This is a genomic window from Viridibacillus sp. d25.2, assembly GCF_055456015.2.
In genome coordinates this window covers 3366238-3383332 of the sequence record NZ_CM196652.1, presented here as the reverse complement: position 1 = coordinate 3383332, position 17095 = coordinate 3366238, and the positions used below count along the sequence as shown (strand labels likewise).

Genomic DNA, 17095 nt, shown 5'->3' with positions numbered 1-17095 from the left:
AAAGCCTTTTCCTTTATAGGGAAAGGCTTTTCTTTTCATTTTGATAGCCTAATTGTACAATAGACATATAGATGGTTTTGGGAGGAATAGTTGTGAATGAGCAAATTTCAATATTAGTAGTAGATGATGAGGATCGTATCCGACGTTTATTAAGAATGTATTTAGAACGTGAAGGATACGAAGTAGAAGAAGCTGAAGATGGAGAAGAAGCAGTTGAAAAAGCATTAGCAAATGACTATCATTGTATTCTTCTTGATATAATGATGCCTGAAAAAGACGGACTACAAGTATGCGAAGAAATCCGTGATAAAAAAACAACGCCAATTATTCTTTTAACGGCGAAAGGCGAAGAAGCAAACCGTGTATCAGGCTTTGAACTGGGGGCGGATGATTATATTGTAAAACCATTTAGCCCTCGTGAAGTGGTTTTACGCGTAAAAGCTATTTTACGTCGTTCAGCGGCTTTCTCACCAATATCAACAACTTCTGCATCGAAAGACTTAGTTGTATTTCCACATTTAACAATCGATCATGACGCACACCGTGTCTCTGCAGATGGAGTGGAAGTTAATTTAACACCGAAGGAATACGAATTATTATACTTTTTAGCAAAATCACCAGATAAAGTATTCGATAGAGAGCAATTGCTAAAAGAAGTATGGCATTACGATTTCTTTGGTGATTTACGTACAGTTGATACACATGTCAAACGATTACGTGAAAAACTAAATCGCGTTTCAGAAAATGCGGCGAAAATGATTGTAACAGTATGGGGCGTAGGCTATAAATTTGAGGTAGTCAATGAATAGAATGTGGAACAGTGTTGTCGGGAAGCTATGGGTAACCATATTGCTTCTCGTTTCATTTGTATTGTTTGTTTTCACAGTGCTAATGCTCGAATTTTTATCAAACTATCATACTAAACAAACAGAATCTTCATTACGTCAAGAAGCATCTACAATTGCTCGGATCATCAATGACCGTGAAACAACAGATTCTACAAAGGCTATTATTTCAGATGTTCTTAGTGATGAAACAAATGCATTGATTGCTGAGAAACCAGGTAAGGTTTCCTTTGCATTACAAGCGGGGCTTAATCAGGAGGGAATTAAACAACAAATTCTTAATGAAAAAGCATTTGATAACGTATTTACATCGAATGCACCTGTTGTAAAAGAGATGATGCTACCTTCGACAACACAAAAAGAGCACATGGAGTCTTACATTGTTTTGGCTTTCCCGCTAAATGTTGAAAACAAAATACATGGGGCAATATTTATCTATCAGAGCCCAGACGCTATACATAGGACGACAAAGGAAACGACTAAAATTGTCTTTTTAGCGGCTGCAATTGCCTTGATGTTAACAACATTCTTTGCGTTTTTCTTATCAACCCGAATTACATCACCACTTCGTAAAATGAGAGAAGCAGCATTTGAATTAGCAAAAGGAAATTTCGAAACAAAAGTACCTGTTTTACAAAATGATGAAATAGGCCAATTAGCGACTGCTTTCAATCAAATGGGTAAACAACTCAAACACCACTTAGAAGTGATTAACCAAGAGAAAGAACAGCTATCAAGTATTTTGACATCGATGACAGACGCTGTAATTACGTTTAATCGAGATCGTACCATATTAGTAAGTAATCCACCTGCAGAGCTGTTATTACAAAAATGGTTTATTAATAAGAGTGCCAATAGCGAGAAACCGATTCCTCCTGAAATTTATCATATGCTTGATCATGTTTTAGATTTGGAAGAAGAGCTAGAAGTAGAACTTGAAATTGAGCGATCATACTATGCGATTTCAATTAGTCCATTATACAGTGGCAACTCTGTACGTGGTGCAGTAGCTGTGTTACGAGATAAAACGGAAGAGCATCGTTTAGATAAATTACGTTCAGACTTTATAGCAAATGTCTCGCATGAATTGCGGACGCCAATAGCCATGCTACAAGGCTATAGTGAAGCAATTATGGATGATGTCGTATCAAGTGAAGAAGAGCGGAAAGAGATGATTAAAATCATCTACGATGAATCGCAGCGAATGGGACGTCTAGTAACTGATCTGCTAGACTTAGCTCGTATGGAATCAGGACATATGCGATTATATAAAGATTCTGTTCCTATAACACCTGTTATTGAAAGAATTACACAAAAGTTTGTTCAAGTAGCAAAAGAAAAGCAAGTGAATCTGACATTTAATTCAACAATTGAAGATACACTTTATCTAGAAATGGACGAAGATCGTATAGAGCAAGTATTAACAAACTTAATTGATAATGCCATTCGTCATACACTAGTGGGAGGAAACGTAGAAGTTATTGTTGACCGTCAGCTATCCTTTGCCCGTATTCAAGTAAAAGATAACGGTGCTGGGATTCCAGCCGATGATTTGCAGTATGTATTTGAACGTTTCTATAAAGCAGATAAAGCTAGAACACGTGGCAAGGGTGGTACCGGTTTAGGACTTGCTATTGCCAAAAATATTGTTGAAGCTCATAAGGGTAGAATCACAGTAGAAAGTGAAGTAGATAAAGGCACGACTTTTACATTCTATTTACCAATTGAAAAAATGTAAATTAAATCTAAAAACGCGAATTGTAAGTTAGAAGACTTTACAATTCGTGTTTTTTTGCATATAGTTATAGTGTATTACAATTAAATTATGGTTCATCTTCGGGGCAGGGTGAAATTCCCGATCGGCGGTATTAGAGAACTAAGCAATACTCTTGAGCCCGCGAGCCGCAAGGCAGGATTTGGTTAGATTCCAAAGCCGACAGTATAGTCTGGATGGGAGAAGGTGAAGGTACGGTCGTCTTTTCAATTTGAGTATCAATTAGACGCTTATTTGACTATGCCTAAATTCTCCCTTAAGTACACTTTGTACTTAAGGGTATTTTTTTGCATAGCTACGACTATACCTTTCCTCTTTTTGAAGTGGATCTACAAAAGGAGAGAAAAGTATTATGAAGAACTTGAAATTGCAAAAGATGATTGCAATTGGGATGTTAAGTAGTATTTCTTTCGTATTAATGCTATTTAACTTCCCACTACCGCCGTTTCCGAACTTTTTGGAAGTGGATTTTAGCGATGTACCTGCTCTAATGGCAGCTATTACAATGGGACCTTTAGCAGGTATATTAGTTGAATTATTTAAAAACGTACTAGATTGGATTTTCTCAGGAAGTCCAACAGGTATGCCAGTTGGCCATATCGCAAACTTTACAACAGGAGTTCTATTTATCTTACCTGTGTATTTTGTCTATAAACGACTTTCAAGTGCAGCAGGATTAACTTCTGGGTTTGTAATTGGAACATTATCAATGGCTGTAGGTATGAGTTTACTAAACTATGTGCTATTCCTACCAATGTATACCTACTTTTTAAATATGCCTCCTACAACTGGAGCCGCATTAACGAAAATGATTGTATTAGGAATATTACCTTTTAATATTATAAAAGGATTCATCGTCATGATCATCTTCATGCTACTGTTCAATAGCTTGAGTAAATGGATTGAAAAACAACAAATGCATTATTTAAATTAAACCTTCAACCGATGTCTGTAAAAAGATATCGGTTTTTATGATTGAATAAAAAGGTAATTGATTGTATAATACTGTTAATAAAGCAGAAAATTCAGTACATTAAGCAAGATAATGATACAAAAACAAGGATATATAATCTGGGGTTTTACAATGTTATATATTTTATTCGATATTTCGTTACAAACTTCGATATAAGAAAGGATGTATGTAAATGGCGGAAAGAAAACTATTAAGTGCATTTTTTACATCGATTATTGCTTTCTTTACATTACCCTTGTTATTCATGCAAGCAGAAGAACAATTTCTTCAAAATGCTCTTTCATTGACCGTATATGTTGTTCCTTTGATTTTTACATACGGTTTGTTGGTTTCATATATAGCGGATCGAATAGCCGAGCGTAAAATGAATGTCAGAGGTTACTCGTTATTATTGCATATGGCGTTCGGGACAGGGATTGTGATTCCAGTCGCTTTTGCCTATTACTCACAAGGTGGAGTTTGGTCACTTCAAACAATAACATGCGCTACAGCAGGATTCATTTTAGGAAGTGTATTCTTTTTCGTGGATTTAACGTTACGTAAAATCGCTTCTCGAATGACACCATATTCTTATGAAGAACAGAATGTATAAATTTACTATTAAAAAGCAATGAGGTACTGAACCTCATTGCTTTTTCGTTTTGAAAAAAATAAAGTATAAAAAAGAAAGCTAAAATAGATTGCCGTCCATCTAATAACTAAAGAGACAGGAGGTGTATAAATGTATCGCTTAATAGAGAAGGCGCGAAAGGGCGATGACATGGCCTTTTTGCAGCTATTTCAAACATATGAAATTGAAATTTACCGTATGGGATATACATATGTAGGAAATAAGGAAGATGCACTAGAGGTTGTGCAAGAAACTGCCTACAAATCATTTAAAGCAATTCAAACATTGAAAAACCCAACTTACTTTAAAACATGGTTATTGAAAATTGCGATTAACTGCTCGCTCGATATTTTACGGAAAAGAAAAAAGAGGAATGACTTTCATGAAGATGAAATAATGCACGAAAATTTTGCGGAGCATTTACCGGAAGTATTTGACTTACAGCAATGTATAGATTATTTATCACCTGATGAAAAAAGTGTCATTCTCCTAAGGTTTTATGAAGACCTTACAATTAAGGAAGTAGCGAATCTTCTAGAAATACCACTGGGGACGGCAAAAACGATTCTTTATCGCAGTTTACAAAAACTGCGACAACAACTACAAGAAGGAGGTTCTTATGTCTAATCGGTTAAAAAGAGAACTAGAAAATATAGAGATTCCAAATGAACTGCATGAACGTGCAGTAAACGGTGTAAACCGTGCTAAGTGGGAAAAAAGAAAAAATAATAAAAGCCAATTAAGTTGGCTAGCTATCCCAGCTTTGATTGCAGTTAGTGTTTGTAGCTATGCTATATATAACAATACAACTGAGAAGAGTAATGCGGTAGTAGTGGATTCGATTGAAGATTCATCACATATTGAACAGAGAATCTCATCCGATCAAAGTAGCATAACCATTCCAGCAATTAAATTACCTAATAATAGTCAGAATGCAGATATGATTGGCTTAATCGTTTATAAAGGAAAAATCTATACACAAACATCGACAAAATTCAGCGGTGACAGCCCGAATGCATTGCGAGGAGAGAAACTAGGCAGTACTAAGGGGTCAATCGATGAATGGAGCAAACAAGACGACTATGCTAGTGAATTTGCTTCGTCTATAGGGAAATGTGACGTCTACACTGTGAAAGGCTATGATGAATCATTTCGTATTATGACATACAACAAGAGTGGTGGTGCTTTAGATACTGAGATTTATGAAAATTTGAATGATAGAACGATTTCTTCAGGAAGGGATATATTCGACTTATTAAAGATAGAGGGGAATATAAAGAAAGTGCAGTATCAAACGTATGATGACTGGAATAACAGTACTGGGAATAAACAAGATTTAAAGGACATCGAAATAGTAGAAGAACTAGTTTCTAATTTTAAAACTGCAATTCCTTTAGTACGAGACAGTTCAGGCGTGACAGAAACTACTCGTTTTATAGATGTTACATTGAATGATGGCACTGTCGTTAAAATAATGTTAGACAAAGAGGGACATATCAATTATGGTCCAATTAATGTTGATTTTAAAGTACAAGATATGCAAACTTTTGAGAAAGTTTGGAGGTTGATGGAATGAGGAGATTCGGCTTGTTTTTGATAAGTATATTTTTCCTAGCAGGATGTAATCTACCAGATAAAGATGTTAAAAAGCTACCAACAAAGTTATCACAGGAACAGTTAATTAAGCAACAGCATAAGAATTTGAAGAGATTTGTAAAAAAAGTAGAAGAGAAAGAGACTGCTATATTAACTATAAATAACTTCACGATCGAGGGTGACCCGGTAACTGAAACAATCAACTTTGATGGGGAAAAACTGATTGTGAAAAGAGATAGTACAAAGGATACTTTCGGTAGTAAAGAGATAATCACATATCATTGTGAAAAGCTTGAAGAAGTGTCAAAAGATATTTATCAATTAAACAATTGCTCAAAAGAGGGCTCAAAAGAAGGAGAGTTTTTTGATTATTATTTGGGGAATGTTACTGAACAAACAGATGAAGAACCTCCAGCTATTTTGCTTGAAGTAGCTGGAAAAAGGTATACAACTTTCCGGGGAGCTTACTGCTGGTCGAAAATGGAAAAAAACACATGCGTAGATCATGCAGGACCATTAGAAACATTAGCGGATAAAAAACCCATTAAAGTACCGGCAAATACGCAAATTATGTTCAGTATTCAAAGTGATAATTTACCCAATACAGTAAATCTATATGAACTTAAACATGATCAACAAACAGCTGTTACAATGCAAGATGAAGGCTTAATCACACCAAAAGAAAAAGGTATCTACTACTACTCTTACGAAGCAGAATGGGGAAAATCATCATCACATGCTTACGGAGATGTATCCTATGCTTTTGTAATAGAAGTGGAGTAATATGATAATCGAATTATTTATAAGGAATAATGATATTTTGTTGCTCATAAATAAAATCATAGAACAGGTAGAAAATAATCAAACATTTTTATAAAAACTATCAATATTAAACCCACTCATTCTCTTTTTTTCAAAATGAGTGGGTTTCTTCTATTAAACAAAATATTTCTAGTTTATAAGAAATAGCGAATTTTGGCGAAAAGTATTCATTCGATTCAAGCGCAGTTTCTGTTGATTCTATTTTAGCTGTTACATTCATCTTCTTTTTCATATACATTGAGTAAAAGTATACTTACGATATACTGATTATCTTGAATCCATTGATTATAAATTCCACCATGCTCTTCTACAATTCTTTTCACATTTTTAATTCCTATTCCCTCGAATCGTCTATTCTTTCGAGTTTGAAGCTCCGCAGTATCAAATATATTTAAAATTTCTATAAGTAGGTTATTATCAAATTGTTTGATAAGAAGTGAAATCTCTTTTTCTTTAGAATTAGATAAACGTAAGACTGCGTTTATAGAATTATCTATTAAATTTCCTAGCACAACTGCAAAAATATCAGTTTCTAATTTAATCTTTTTAGGAAAAAAAGATTTAACTTTCAAAGTTATTCCATTACTTTCAGCAATAGACACTTTTTCATTCAGAAGATAATTTAGCACATAGTTATTTGTAAAATAATAATCAATGTGTTCGATTTTCTGTATCGAATTTTGAAGATGTTTTTCAGCTCCAGCAGTATCTCCCTGACTTAACATCCCCATTAGAACTACGTATTGATTTTTTAAGTCATGCTTCATTGAATATAGTTTAGATTGTGAATCCTTTAGTTGTTTGAAAAATTTCAATTCGGATTCAAATACTTTTTTTTCCGTTTTAGTTTTTTCAAGCTTTTCATAATAATTTCCGAGGGTTATATAAAGATAAAGTATGCATAAATTCATATAAATAATACAAGTAGTAATCAATATAAAAATAAAATTAGGTTGATTAATAATATGAATTTCAGATACTACAGCAGTACTTAACACAAATATCGATATCATTGGTATAGAAATTAGTGCCATTAGGAGAAAAACATTTATAGGTCTCTTTAATTTACGCTTTTGAAGAAAGATAATTTTAAGAACAGCTACAGCCATTAGTTTTAAAATTATAGCCATAGCTCCCCCTCCAGCCATAAAGAGGAAATTTGAATCATAACTTTCTAATCGTGTTACCACTTTCGTAATAAAGAACGAAACGGAATCACAGATTAAAAACATAAATAGTAAATAAATTACCCAAAAGAACTCTTTTCTCAAATCTATCTGAGTCCTCTTTGCGATAACTAAAAACAATAAAGCAGTGAAGATGATATTGATAAGTATATAAGGAAAATTGTTAAAGTTGAATAATGTAACGATAGTATCATTCATTATATTAAGTCTCTTAACTTCATCAAAATTTGTTTTCTAGCAATATCTATAAATTTACGACTTATTGGTATTTCAACAGTTTGCTTATCATTTAAATTGACGGTAATTGTAGTATTGCTAATTTGTTTTACATATCTAACATTAACAATAAACGAGTTGTGGACCTGCACAAAATTATCATTAACTTTAGATAAAAGGGCTTTTGTTTGAAGAATCGTTTCATATATATCAGAGGGTGTGTGAATAAGTACTTTCCTTTTATTTTTTTCAAAGTAAATAATTTCACTAAAAGAAAGGCTGTAAAAAACTTTGTTAAATGTAAACATAAATTTTGAATCATCTAAATCTAAATATTTAATAGTGCGATTCAAGGTAGGATATAGTTTGTCTTTTGTTACTGGTTTTAAAATGTAATCAAAAGTGTTAACCTTAAAAGCCTTATCCATATATTCTTTGAAATTTGTAATAAAAATAATTGGACAATTATAATTATTCTTTCTTATGGTTTCGGCAATCACTATTCCCGATAGATTTGGAAATTCAAGATCTAAAATAAACAAATCATATGTATTTTCTTTAAGTAATTCAATTAAACGAAATGGATTGTAGAATATATCAATATCAAATAACGAGGAGTCATATTCTAACATTAAATCTTCGATAGCTTTTGCAATAACTGGAATATCATCACAAATAGCAACTTTTATTACCATCATTTCACTCCTAAATTCTTACTATATTTGTCCTAGATTGAAACCTGAGACATTCTGAAAATGCTTGTTATTTTTATAGTTTACCACCATTCAGGAAGAAGTTGTAAATTAGTTTAAATACCTAGCCACCTCCACCATTCTACAAACATCTTCCATAATCAGTTTAATTAGACATTATTCTTATTAGAAAAGATCTTATTCTCTATATCCAATCATTAGACTAGAATAGAAATAATGTCAAAAATTACATATAACTTGCAATTTGTTACACAAAAGAAAAATAGTTTAAAAATAGATTATTATTAAGACAAATATTTTTAGGTATCTGAAACATTAACGATGTTAAGTTCCTATTTGTATGTAGAAACTGAAATTCTGTTAATCAATACTAATTTATTTCAAAGGAGATATTTATATTGACGAATACTACAAACAATATTGTTATATCACAATTATGTAAGCGACATGGAGAAAAAGATGTTTTAAAAGATGTGTCATTTGAAGCAAAACAAGGGAGAATCACAGCTTTTCTTGGGCCAAATGGTGCAGGAAAAAGCTCAACACTTCGTATTTTGTTAGGACTTGATCGCTCAACAGGAACGGCAACTTTTGGAGGAAGTAACTATGTAACATTTGATACTCCATTGAAAGTGGTAGGAGCAGCATTTGACGGTATAGGAGGCACTCCTTCTAGAAGGGTAGAAACCCATCTGAAAATCATAGCACAAAGCAACAACATCTCTTTCCAGCGTGTGTCTGAAGTATTGAAAATAGTCGGTTTATCAGAAAAAGGCAAAGCGAGGCTGGGAACTTTATCATTGGGTGAAGGTCAACGGCTTGGACTTGCGGCAGCTCTTTTGGGAGACCCACAATATCTTGTCCTTGATGAACCAACAAATGGACTTGACCCAACAGGAATTCGCTGGTTTAGAAAATTTATTCGTCAGCAATCAGACTTGGGAAAGACTATTTTGTTGTCATCACATCTACTTTCTGAAGTGGAAGCTGTGGCGGACGATGTAGTTATTATTAATCATGGAAAAATAATAGAGACAGGTGAACTTCATCATATTATGAAGAATCTGGAATCATTGGAAGACGTGTTCTTTTCTCTTACGGGAGAAGGTGAGGTAATAGATGAAGACTTTTTCTAGAACCATACGATTTGAACTGATAAAGATTTGTTCAAGTAGAGTGTGGTGGGTAATTTGTGCTTTAGTTGTCGTTATTCAACCATTACTTGCACTTATCACAGCAAAAAGCTTCGCTCTGATGGGTTTAGACGCGACACCAGAAACTCACCCGGAATTAGCAGAAGCTTTACCCCCTTTGGATTATTTTGGATTTGATGTCGTGTTATTTGGTTTATTACCGATGGTTGTCTTTGGAGGTATTATAGGGGCAAGTGAATATAAACATCATGTATTACGTACAACTTTACTATGTCAAAGTAGTCGTATTCAGGTTTTTTGTGCGAAAGTACTTGCACTTTTAATATGTAGTACAGTTATATCATCTTTGACAATTTTCGCCACGATTTCTATTACTCACTTTGGTTTAGGGGAACTAGGATTACATCCATTTTATTTAAGTACAATAGCTTGGCGGTTTATTGGCTTGTCAGTACTGGATTGGATTTTACTAACAATGCTGTCTTTTGGGATCGGAATGCTCTTTAGAAATGCTATAGTACCTTTAGTGTTTTTGGTTCCTCAAGTTTACAATCTTGGGAATTATTTAGCGCAAAAATGGGAGTGGGGGGAGTATCTTCCTGTGGCAGCAGGTAATCTTCTCATTGCAATACCAACAGCCCCTTTTGAACATGATCCATTAAAAGGCGGTAGCATACTGCTGATATGGGTGATATTAACTTTAATCATATCTTATTATGCTTTTATTCGTAATGATGTAGGGGGGGAATATTGATGTACGCTGCGTTGCGTAGTGAGAAAACTAAATTTTTTTCTTTTGGTTGGTGTATTTTAGGTGTAATCGGAGCTATTATCGTTCCCTTACTCTTCTTATTAACATCGGATACACCAAAGATAGGGAGAGAGAAGGAGATACTTTCTCTTTGCTTGCAAGCCCTCTATTTAGGTCAACTAGGAATTATTGTTGCCAGTGCAGGTTATTTTGGACAAGAATATTCGCACTCTACTCTAAGAACAACACTCCTCACACAACCATCAAGATTAAAATTATTATGTGCGAAATTTGTGAATATTACCATAGTTGTAGTATTTACAGGAATAGTTTCAAGTGTTCTTAGTTTACTTGTTCTTTTCTTTCAACATGATATGGAATGGACAGGTACTTTAATGATACGGTTACTTGGAAGTATTTCTCTTGGCATACTTAGTTGGATTCAATTAGCTTGGATTACCTCTGCCTTATCTATTATGACAAAATCGCTTATAGCACCTATCGCTATCATGTTCCCGCTTATTTTGGGACTTAGCCAAATGTTGTTTACAATTTCTCAGTTGGCAAAATTTTTACCTACTCTTGCTACATTGAATCTTTTTTCAATACCTGCGGTAAATACCTTATTGGATAAATGGTCGGGGCTTGCGGTTCAATTTTCTTGGGTAGTATTATTATTTACTATTTCTGCTCGGTTGTTTTTATATCGTAATGTTCGTTAATTTGGTATAGACTGATTCTATTAATAAAGTGCGATTATACTGAAGATTTTGTTGCAAATTCTTCAGTATAATTACGTAATTTATTTTATGTAAAGATTCCTGAAAGACTTTTTTATGGATTAACTAGAGGGCTTTGAATGCACATGCAATATTATGTCAATAATGCTTGGTATAAAAATTCACATAAATCAATTCCGATACAAATTGTTGTTTTCTAATGGAAAAGTCATACCTGAATATTGATGATGATAATAAGTTTACACGAAAAACATCAAAACCTACTTTAACTTCAATCGTATTAAAGATAAAACGTGAAAGAGGTGGTCAAACTTGAGTGCCGCATTCAAAGAAAAAAATAATGATGTCAATATAATTATAGGCTTTCTAGTCTTTTTTTACTTAGCTTGGACCATTAAAGAATCATGGTTAATCGAATACATATATTCATTTGGTGAAATAATATCCCCTCTATTAGAAGCATTGGTTAAGAGTCTCATTTGGATTGTTCCAGTATGGGTTTATATAAAAATCCATTTACATTCAGATCCAATCAGCTATCTAAAAATGAATGTTAATGTGAAGGAAGGTGTATTTTGGGGAATTCTTCTTTCGCTACTGTTAGGGGCCGGTTTAATTTTAGAAGCATTCCTCTTTAATGGTGTTTCTTTTCATTTTTCATTGGCTTTTGATGACTATCTAAATACTGTTCTAATGGCGGGGCTTGCTGAAGAGATTGTATTTAGGGGATTAATTTTACAAGAGTTCAATAAAAAATTAGCTTTTTGGAAGGCGAATATAATAACGGCTTTATTATTTTTAGTCATACATTATCCAATTTGGATATACAATGATGTCATTTTTCAATTTGGGTCTCATATTTACGTTTTTCTTATTGGCTTACTATTTGGATTTGTTTTTAAAAAGACGGGTTCATTATGGACTGTCATCTTACTACATGCATTTCATAATTATGTTCTTAGCATCATTTAATCAGTCGTATTCAACATTCGGGCGCGATTCTTCAAAAGATTTGTACTTATTCTTTAGTGTAAGGGCCATATTGTTTACTAAATTTCATAGGATTATTTTGATAATAAGGTGTAGCCTGCAATTTGTATTTAATTATTTCATGTTTCCCAGAAAGTTCTCCAATCTTTCCCCAAACATAAAAGTAAATAATGATGTATAATGATGTAGGTACTTTTGTGAAAAGTGCTTTAAACTAAGGACTGCAAGAATAATGCTATACATTAAAACCCTATAACTATATCTTGCAAATATACACGATAGGTGGAAACAACATTGAATTACCGCGTTTTACTTTATTATTTTTACACAACAATTGAAGACCCAGAGGCATTTGCTGCAGAGCATTTAGCATTTTGTAAATCAATTGAATTAAAAGGGCGTATTTTAGTCGCTTCAGAAGGAATAAATGGAACTGTCTCAGGAACTGTTGAACAAACAGATGCTTATATAGCTCATATGAAAGCAGATCCTCGCTTTGACGGCATCGTTTTCAAAATTGATGAATCAGAGCAACATGCTTTTAAGAAAATGCATGTACGTCCAAAACCTGAGCTAGTAAACTTAAGCCTAGAAGACGATGTTAACCCACATGAAATTACTGGTAATTACTTAGAGCCAGCTGAATTCTTAGAAAAGATGCAAGAAGATAATACCGTAATCGTGGATGCACGAAACACGTATGAATTTGATGTAGGTCACTTCAAAGGTGCGATTCGCCCAGATATCGAAACGTTCCGTGATTTACCAGACTGGATTCGCGACAACAAAGAGTTACTAGAAGGTAAGCAAATTTTGACTTATTGTACTGGTGGTATCCGCTGCGAAAAATTCTCTGGCTGGTTAAAACGTGAAGGTTATGAAGACGTTAGCCAACTCCATGGTGGGATCGTTACTTACGGTAAAGATCCTGTTGCTAAAGGTCAACTATGGAATGGTCAATGTTACGTTTTCGATGAGCGACTAACTGTTCCTGTGAACCAAGTTGAGCATGTTATCGTAGGTCGTGATCATTTTGATGACGAACCTTGTGAACGCTATATTAATTGTTCAAATCCTGAATGTAATAAGCAAATTATCGCTTCAAAAGAAAATGAAGATAAGCATTTAGGTGGCTGCACTCATGAATGTCGTGTACACCCTCGCAACCGCTATATTGCTCGTAATGGTTTAACAGAGGTAGAAGTTAAAGAACGATTAGCACAAATCGGCGAAGTATTCGCTTAACTATATGTATCTATATAAGGCTGCCAAATGTCGGGTTCTCCCTTACACTTGCAGCCTTTTTCTCTGTTGATAATGCTGAGATAACAGAAAGGAATTTATTATGCCAACATTAAAAGGAACAATTAATATTCAAAAAATGAGAGGACCCAATATTCTTTATATAGATAACAATGTACTAGCAAAACACTTCGCTGATTTTGATGGTGAAGAGGTTCAAATGACCATACATATGCAAGAGCAAGAAAAAATACAATATAGAGGAGTAGCTGAAATCTTCTATTTTGAAGGAAAAGATGGTTATGGTGGAAACAAATATGCTAATGATTTCTATATTGGAGATCAGGATGTTTTAGAAATACTGGAAGAACAAGAGGATCAAGTGGTCGAATTAATCGTTGAATTAACATAATAAAATAGAATATAGCAGTTAAATCTATATTTAATAACTTTTACACCAAAGAAAAACAGCAAGAGAGCTTATTTACGCTCTTTTGCTGCTTTTTTACGTTCCTCAAAGAAATTCAGTATAAAATTTTGGAATTGTTTTGCGGCAGGGGATAAATAGCGACCCTCAGCCCAAGCCATGCCGATAATTCGCTCGCATTTCACATCACTGATACTAATTTTAGCTATTTTTCTCGGATTAATCTCCTCACCATCGGGTAACAAGGAAAAACCAAGTCCATTGGCTACAAATCCTGCCACAGTTCCTACTTCATCACCTACGAATGTGATTTTAGGTGTAATTCCGACCTTCTCGAAAATTTCATCAACCGTAATACGAAGGGCATACCCTTTTTTTAGTAAAATAAATGATTCATCAGCTAGTTCTTTCAGTGTAATGCACTTTTTCATCGCTAGTGGATGATAAATCGGCACGATTAGATACAATTCATCTCGCCATAACTCAGTCCATTGAATAGGTTTATCGACTTCCATCTCTGCTAGTAAACACAAATCAAGCTCACCAGATTTTAATTGCTTCAATTGTGTATGTGTATGATTTTGAATTAATTGAAAATGGATATCAGGAAATTCTTTACGGAATAGTCGGATTAAATCTGGTACTACATTTGTGCCTAAAGTATGTAAGAAGCCGAGAGAAACTTCACCTTGATTTGGATCGACAAGTTCTTGAATTTCATGTAAGCCATCATGATATTCCTGCATAATATTATTTACTCGTTTTAAAAACATAGCTCCGTAACGATTTAAAACAATAGAGCGTCCCTGTCTTTCAAATAAAGGCACACCTAACTCTTCTTCAAGTCGTGCGATAGAACGACTAAGTGCAGGTTGTGAGATAGATAAAAGCTCAGCTGCTCGAGTCATATGTTGAATATGAGCAAGCTTTTGGAAATATTCGAGCTGTTGCCATTCCATTTAGAAACCACCTCTTTTATAGTGAAACGATTGATACCTTTTATGCATGATAATGATGAGAATTATAAATTATACATTATTAATCGTCAATGTTAATATGAAATAGACATAAAATAGACACAACATAAAGATAGAATTTTTTGAAAGAATATGGCTTTTAAAAAAAATCGACTTTTATTAAATATTAAATGCAAACATATCTCACATTATAGAAAGTCATGGAGAAGATATGTTTTACTATAAACGGAATGGCTTAGACCAAAATTAATTATTTGTCTATTAAGAAGGAGACAGTCAATATGAAATTAGTTGCCCCTAAATCTTTTACTCTCGAAGGAGGAAATAAAGCAGTATTATTACTTCATGGCTTCACAGGAAGTACAAAGGATGTAAAGAGATTAGGAACATATTTGCAAAAACAAGGATATACTGTTCATGCACCAATGTATAAAGGACATGGTGGAACACCAGAAGAATTACTTGAAACAGGTCCAGAAGACTGGTGGAATGATGTTGTTGCAGGATATAATTATTTAAAAGACTCAGGTTACGAAGACATTGCTGTAGTCGGTATTTCACTTGGTGCTGTTTTCTCATTACGCGTAGGTGAAGAGTTCCCAGTAAAAGGAGTCGTATCAATGTGTGCACCGATTAAACGTGACAGTACTGATGGGCTTTTCGATCGTCTTTATGACTATGCTAAAATCTACAAATCTTTTGAAGGAAAAACAAGAGATGAAATTATTGCTGAGCTTGAAACACTGAAGGCAACACCGAAAGGCTCATTAAATGATATACAGAGAATAACAGAAGAAACTTGTGAGGATTTACACGAAATAAAAGCACCAATATTAGTAATGCAAGGTTCACTAGATGCGCCAATTTATCAACAAAGTGCACCTTTTATCTATAATAGCATAGATGTAGATGACAAAAATATAATTTGGTACAAAGAGTCAGGCCACATTATTACAACTGGTAAAGAACGAGACAAAGTATGCGAAGATGTAAGATATTTCCTTGACCATATTGACTGGTCAATCGCAAACTAATTATTTCTAATAAAGAAAGCACTTGTGTTAGTTAACTTATCAAGACCTAAATAAAAAAAGATAAATAAATAAAAGGGCATTACATATTTTATATGACCAATATGTAACGCCCTTTCCTTTTTATTAAACTAAAGTCCCCGTTCGTATTATAAGGTCAGCCAGAAAATATTTCTGGTTGACCATTTTTTATATCGATATATGATAACTGTAGCCGGGGTAGAACGTAAGCACCCGTGGGACTTGATCCCGTCAGCTAAACAGTTCGCCCCCTACTTGTAAAACATGATTGAGGCTGGTTGGGACACGGATCTCGCATAACAAACGAAGCTATGAAACTACATGGAGGATAGGGGTAACAAGCAATACCCGTAGAAAAATGGGTGTCTAATTAACGGACAAAATCGGGTACCCATCCCTGTCTTAATTAAAGGGGACTGACCCCTCTAAATAAGACAGGGATCATAAAAGCATTTATCCAGCCAGTTGTCGGTATAGTATCGGCGACTGGTTGTTTAGTTTTGTATGAATTCGGATATGGTTATAATAAGTTATATAGTCTTTGACGGTTTGTTCTACGATTGCAGTCGTAGTACTTCTTAAGCTGTCTAAGTAGAGCGTTTCAGACTTTAATACGGAATGAAGCGATTCGAGGGGGCATTATCAGCTGTAAAAGAACTGTTCAAAGAACCAGAACGAACCTCTTGCGGTCGCCGAAAAATACGGCATCAACAAATTTTCGAAGAAACCTTAGCACAGTATGAATCCGGAACGTTCGAACATTTAAATGATGTAACCTACAATCCGATATGTTAAATATTTAATGCACCAAAAAATGGATGAAAGGCTACCTTTAAAGGAGGGTTGTCTTTTTTTCTTGTAATTGAACATAATATATATCTGAACATTGCAACTATTCAATAAAATGAAATTATAACATATTTATAGTCAGTTGACTTCGCATTGATCTTTTATGCAACGCTAATGAAAATTTATATAAATAGCGTAACCAATTAACACTGATACACAAACAACAATTGTCATAAA

Annotated in this window: 17 protein-coding genes, 1 pseudogene and 1 riboswitch; of the genes and pseudogenes, 14 read left to right on the top strand and 4 right to left on the bottom strand. The window is 34.0% G+C overall.

Features of this window, described 5'->3' with window-relative positions:
* The first annotated feature begins 92 nt into the window (after nucleotides 1–92).
* The 7 genes from ACZLO7_RS16695 (at nucleotide 93) to ACZLO7_RS16665 (ending at nucleotide 6581) form a co-directional block, all read left to right on the top strand.
* Entirely contained in the window at nucleotides 93–809 is a 717-nt protein-coding gene (locus ACZLO7_RS16695) for a response regulator transcription factor (protein WP_464937474.1), read from the top strand.
* A complete protein-coding gene (locus ACZLO7_RS16690; protein ID WP_464937475.1) occupies nucleotides 802–2583 on the top strand; it encodes an ATP-binding protein in 1782 nt (593 codons plus the stop codon). Before ACZLO7_RS16695 ends, ACZLO7_RS16690 begins: the two co-directional genes overlap by 8 nt.
* 90 nt (nucleotides 2584–2673) lie before the next feature.
* Nucleotides 2674–2811, top strand: a riboswitch (FMN riboswitch).
* Nucleotides 2812–2971: 160 nt separating this feature from the next.
* Nucleotides 2972–3553, top strand: a complete 582-nt coding sequence (locus ACZLO7_RS16685; protein ID WP_464937476.1) for an ECF transporter S component — start codon at nucleotides 2972–2974, stop codon at nucleotides 3551–3553.
* A 211-nt stretch (nucleotides 3554–3764) separates the two neighbouring features.
* A complete protein-coding gene (locus tag ACZLO7_RS16680; protein ID WP_464937477.1) occupies nucleotides 3765–4184 on the top strand; it encodes a hypothetical protein in 420 nt (139 codons plus the stop codon).
* A gap of 129 nt (nucleotides 4185–4313) precedes the next feature.
* On the top strand, nucleotides 4314–4829 hold the full coding sequence (locus ACZLO7_RS16675) for a sigma-70 family RNA polymerase sigma factor (protein WP_464937479.1): 516 nt from the start codon (nucleotides 4314–4316) through the stop codon (nucleotides 4827–4829).
* Nucleotides 4822–5778 (top strand): hypothetical protein, encoded by a 957-nt coding sequence (locus ACZLO7_RS16670; protein WP_464937480.1) that lies wholly within the window; start codon nucleotides 4822–4824, stop codon nucleotides 5776–5778. The genes ACZLO7_RS16675 and ACZLO7_RS16670 overlap by 8 nt, the downstream gene beginning before the upstream one ends.
* The gene (locus ACZLO7_RS16665) at nucleotides 5775–6581 is read left to right on the top strand and encodes a DUF4362 domain-containing protein (protein ID WP_464937481.1); all 807 of its coding nucleotides are present in this window, start codon (nucleotides 5775–5777) and stop codon (nucleotides 6579–6581) included. The genes ACZLO7_RS16670 and ACZLO7_RS16665 overlap by 4 nt, the downstream gene beginning before the upstream one ends.
* A 242-nt stretch (nucleotides 6582–6823) precedes the next feature.
* Here ACZLO7_RS16665 and ACZLO7_RS16660 read toward each other — a convergent pair whose 3' ends face one another.
* Nucleotides 6824–7750, bottom strand: a complete 927-nt coding sequence (locus tag ACZLO7_RS16660; protein WP_464937482.1) for a GHKL domain-containing protein — start codon at nucleotides 7748–7750, stop codon at nucleotides 6824–6826.
* A gap of 254 nt (nucleotides 7751–8004) precedes the next feature.
* Nucleotides 8005–8721 carry a LytR/AlgR family response regulator transcription factor gene (locus ACZLO7_RS16655; protein ID WP_464937484.1) on the bottom strand — a complete coding sequence of 239 codons (717 nt, stop codon included), beginning with the start codon at nucleotides 8719–8721 and terminating at the stop codon, nucleotides 8005–8007.
* Between the two features lie 413 nt (nucleotides 8722–9134).
* Here ACZLO7_RS16655 and ACZLO7_RS16650 point away from each other — a divergent pair, with 413 nt between their 5' ends.
* From ACZLO7_RS16650 to ACZLO7_RS16625, 6 genes are all read left to right on the top strand, one after another.
* Entirely contained in the window at nucleotides 9135–9872 is a 738-nt protein-coding gene (locus ACZLO7_RS16650; protein ID WP_464937485.1) for an ABC transporter ATP-binding protein, read from the top strand.
* The gene (locus ACZLO7_RS16645) at nucleotides 9856–10644 is read left to right on the top strand and encodes an ABC transporter permease (protein ID WP_464937486.1); all 789 of its coding nucleotides are present in this window, start codon (nucleotides 9856–9858) and stop codon (nucleotides 10642–10644) included. The genes ACZLO7_RS16650 and ACZLO7_RS16645 overlap by 17 nt, the downstream gene beginning before the upstream one ends.
* Nucleotides 10644–11363, top strand: a complete 720-nt coding sequence (locus ACZLO7_RS16640; protein ID WP_464937487.1) for an ABC transporter permease — start codon at nucleotides 10644–10646, stop codon at nucleotides 11361–11363. Before ACZLO7_RS16645 ends, ACZLO7_RS16640 begins: the two co-directional genes overlap by 1 nt.
* A gap of 330 nt (nucleotides 11364–11693) precedes the next feature.
* Nucleotides 11694–12353 (top strand): CPBP family intramembrane glutamic endopeptidase, encoded by a 660-nt coding sequence (locus tag ACZLO7_RS16635; RefSeq protein ID WP_464937488.1) that lies wholly within the window; start codon nucleotides 11694–11696, stop codon nucleotides 12351–12353.
* Nucleotides 12354–12653: 300 nt separating this feature from the next.
* Nucleotides 12654–13616 carry an oxygen-dependent tRNA uridine(34) hydroxylase TrhO gene (gene trhO, locus ACZLO7_RS16630; RefSeq protein WP_464937489.1) on the top strand — a complete coding sequence of 321 codons (963 nt, stop codon included), beginning with the start codon at nucleotides 12654–12656 and terminating at the stop codon, nucleotides 13614–13616.
* Between the two features lie 100 nt (nucleotides 13617–13716).
* A complete protein-coding gene (locus ACZLO7_RS16625) occupies nucleotides 13717–14025 on the top strand; it encodes a hypothetical protein (RefSeq protein ID WP_464937490.1) in 309 nt (102 codons plus the stop codon).
* A gap of 68 nt (nucleotides 14026–14093) precedes the next feature.
* Here the strand turns inward: ACZLO7_RS16625 and ACZLO7_RS16620 are convergent, their stop codons facing one another.
* On the bottom strand, nucleotides 14094–14999 hold the full coding sequence (locus ACZLO7_RS16620) for a LysR family transcriptional regulator (protein ID WP_464937492.1): 906 nt from the start codon (nucleotides 14997–14999) through the stop codon (nucleotides 14094–14096).
* A gap of 299 nt (nucleotides 15000–15298) precedes the next feature.
* Here ACZLO7_RS16620 and ACZLO7_RS16615 point away from each other — a divergent pair, with 299 nt between their 5' ends.
* Entirely contained in the window at nucleotides 15299–16051 is a 753-nt protein-coding gene (locus ACZLO7_RS16615) for an alpha/beta hydrolase (RefSeq protein ID WP_464937493.1), read from the top strand.
* Between the two features lie 471 nt (nucleotides 16052–16522).
* Here ACZLO7_RS16615 and ACZLO7_RS16610 read toward each other — a convergent pair.
* Nucleotides 16523–16702: pseudogene (locus ACZLO7_RS16610) on the bottom strand (IS3 family transposase); the annotation flags it as partial.
* Between the last annotated feature and the right edge of the window lie 393 nt (nucleotides 16703–17095).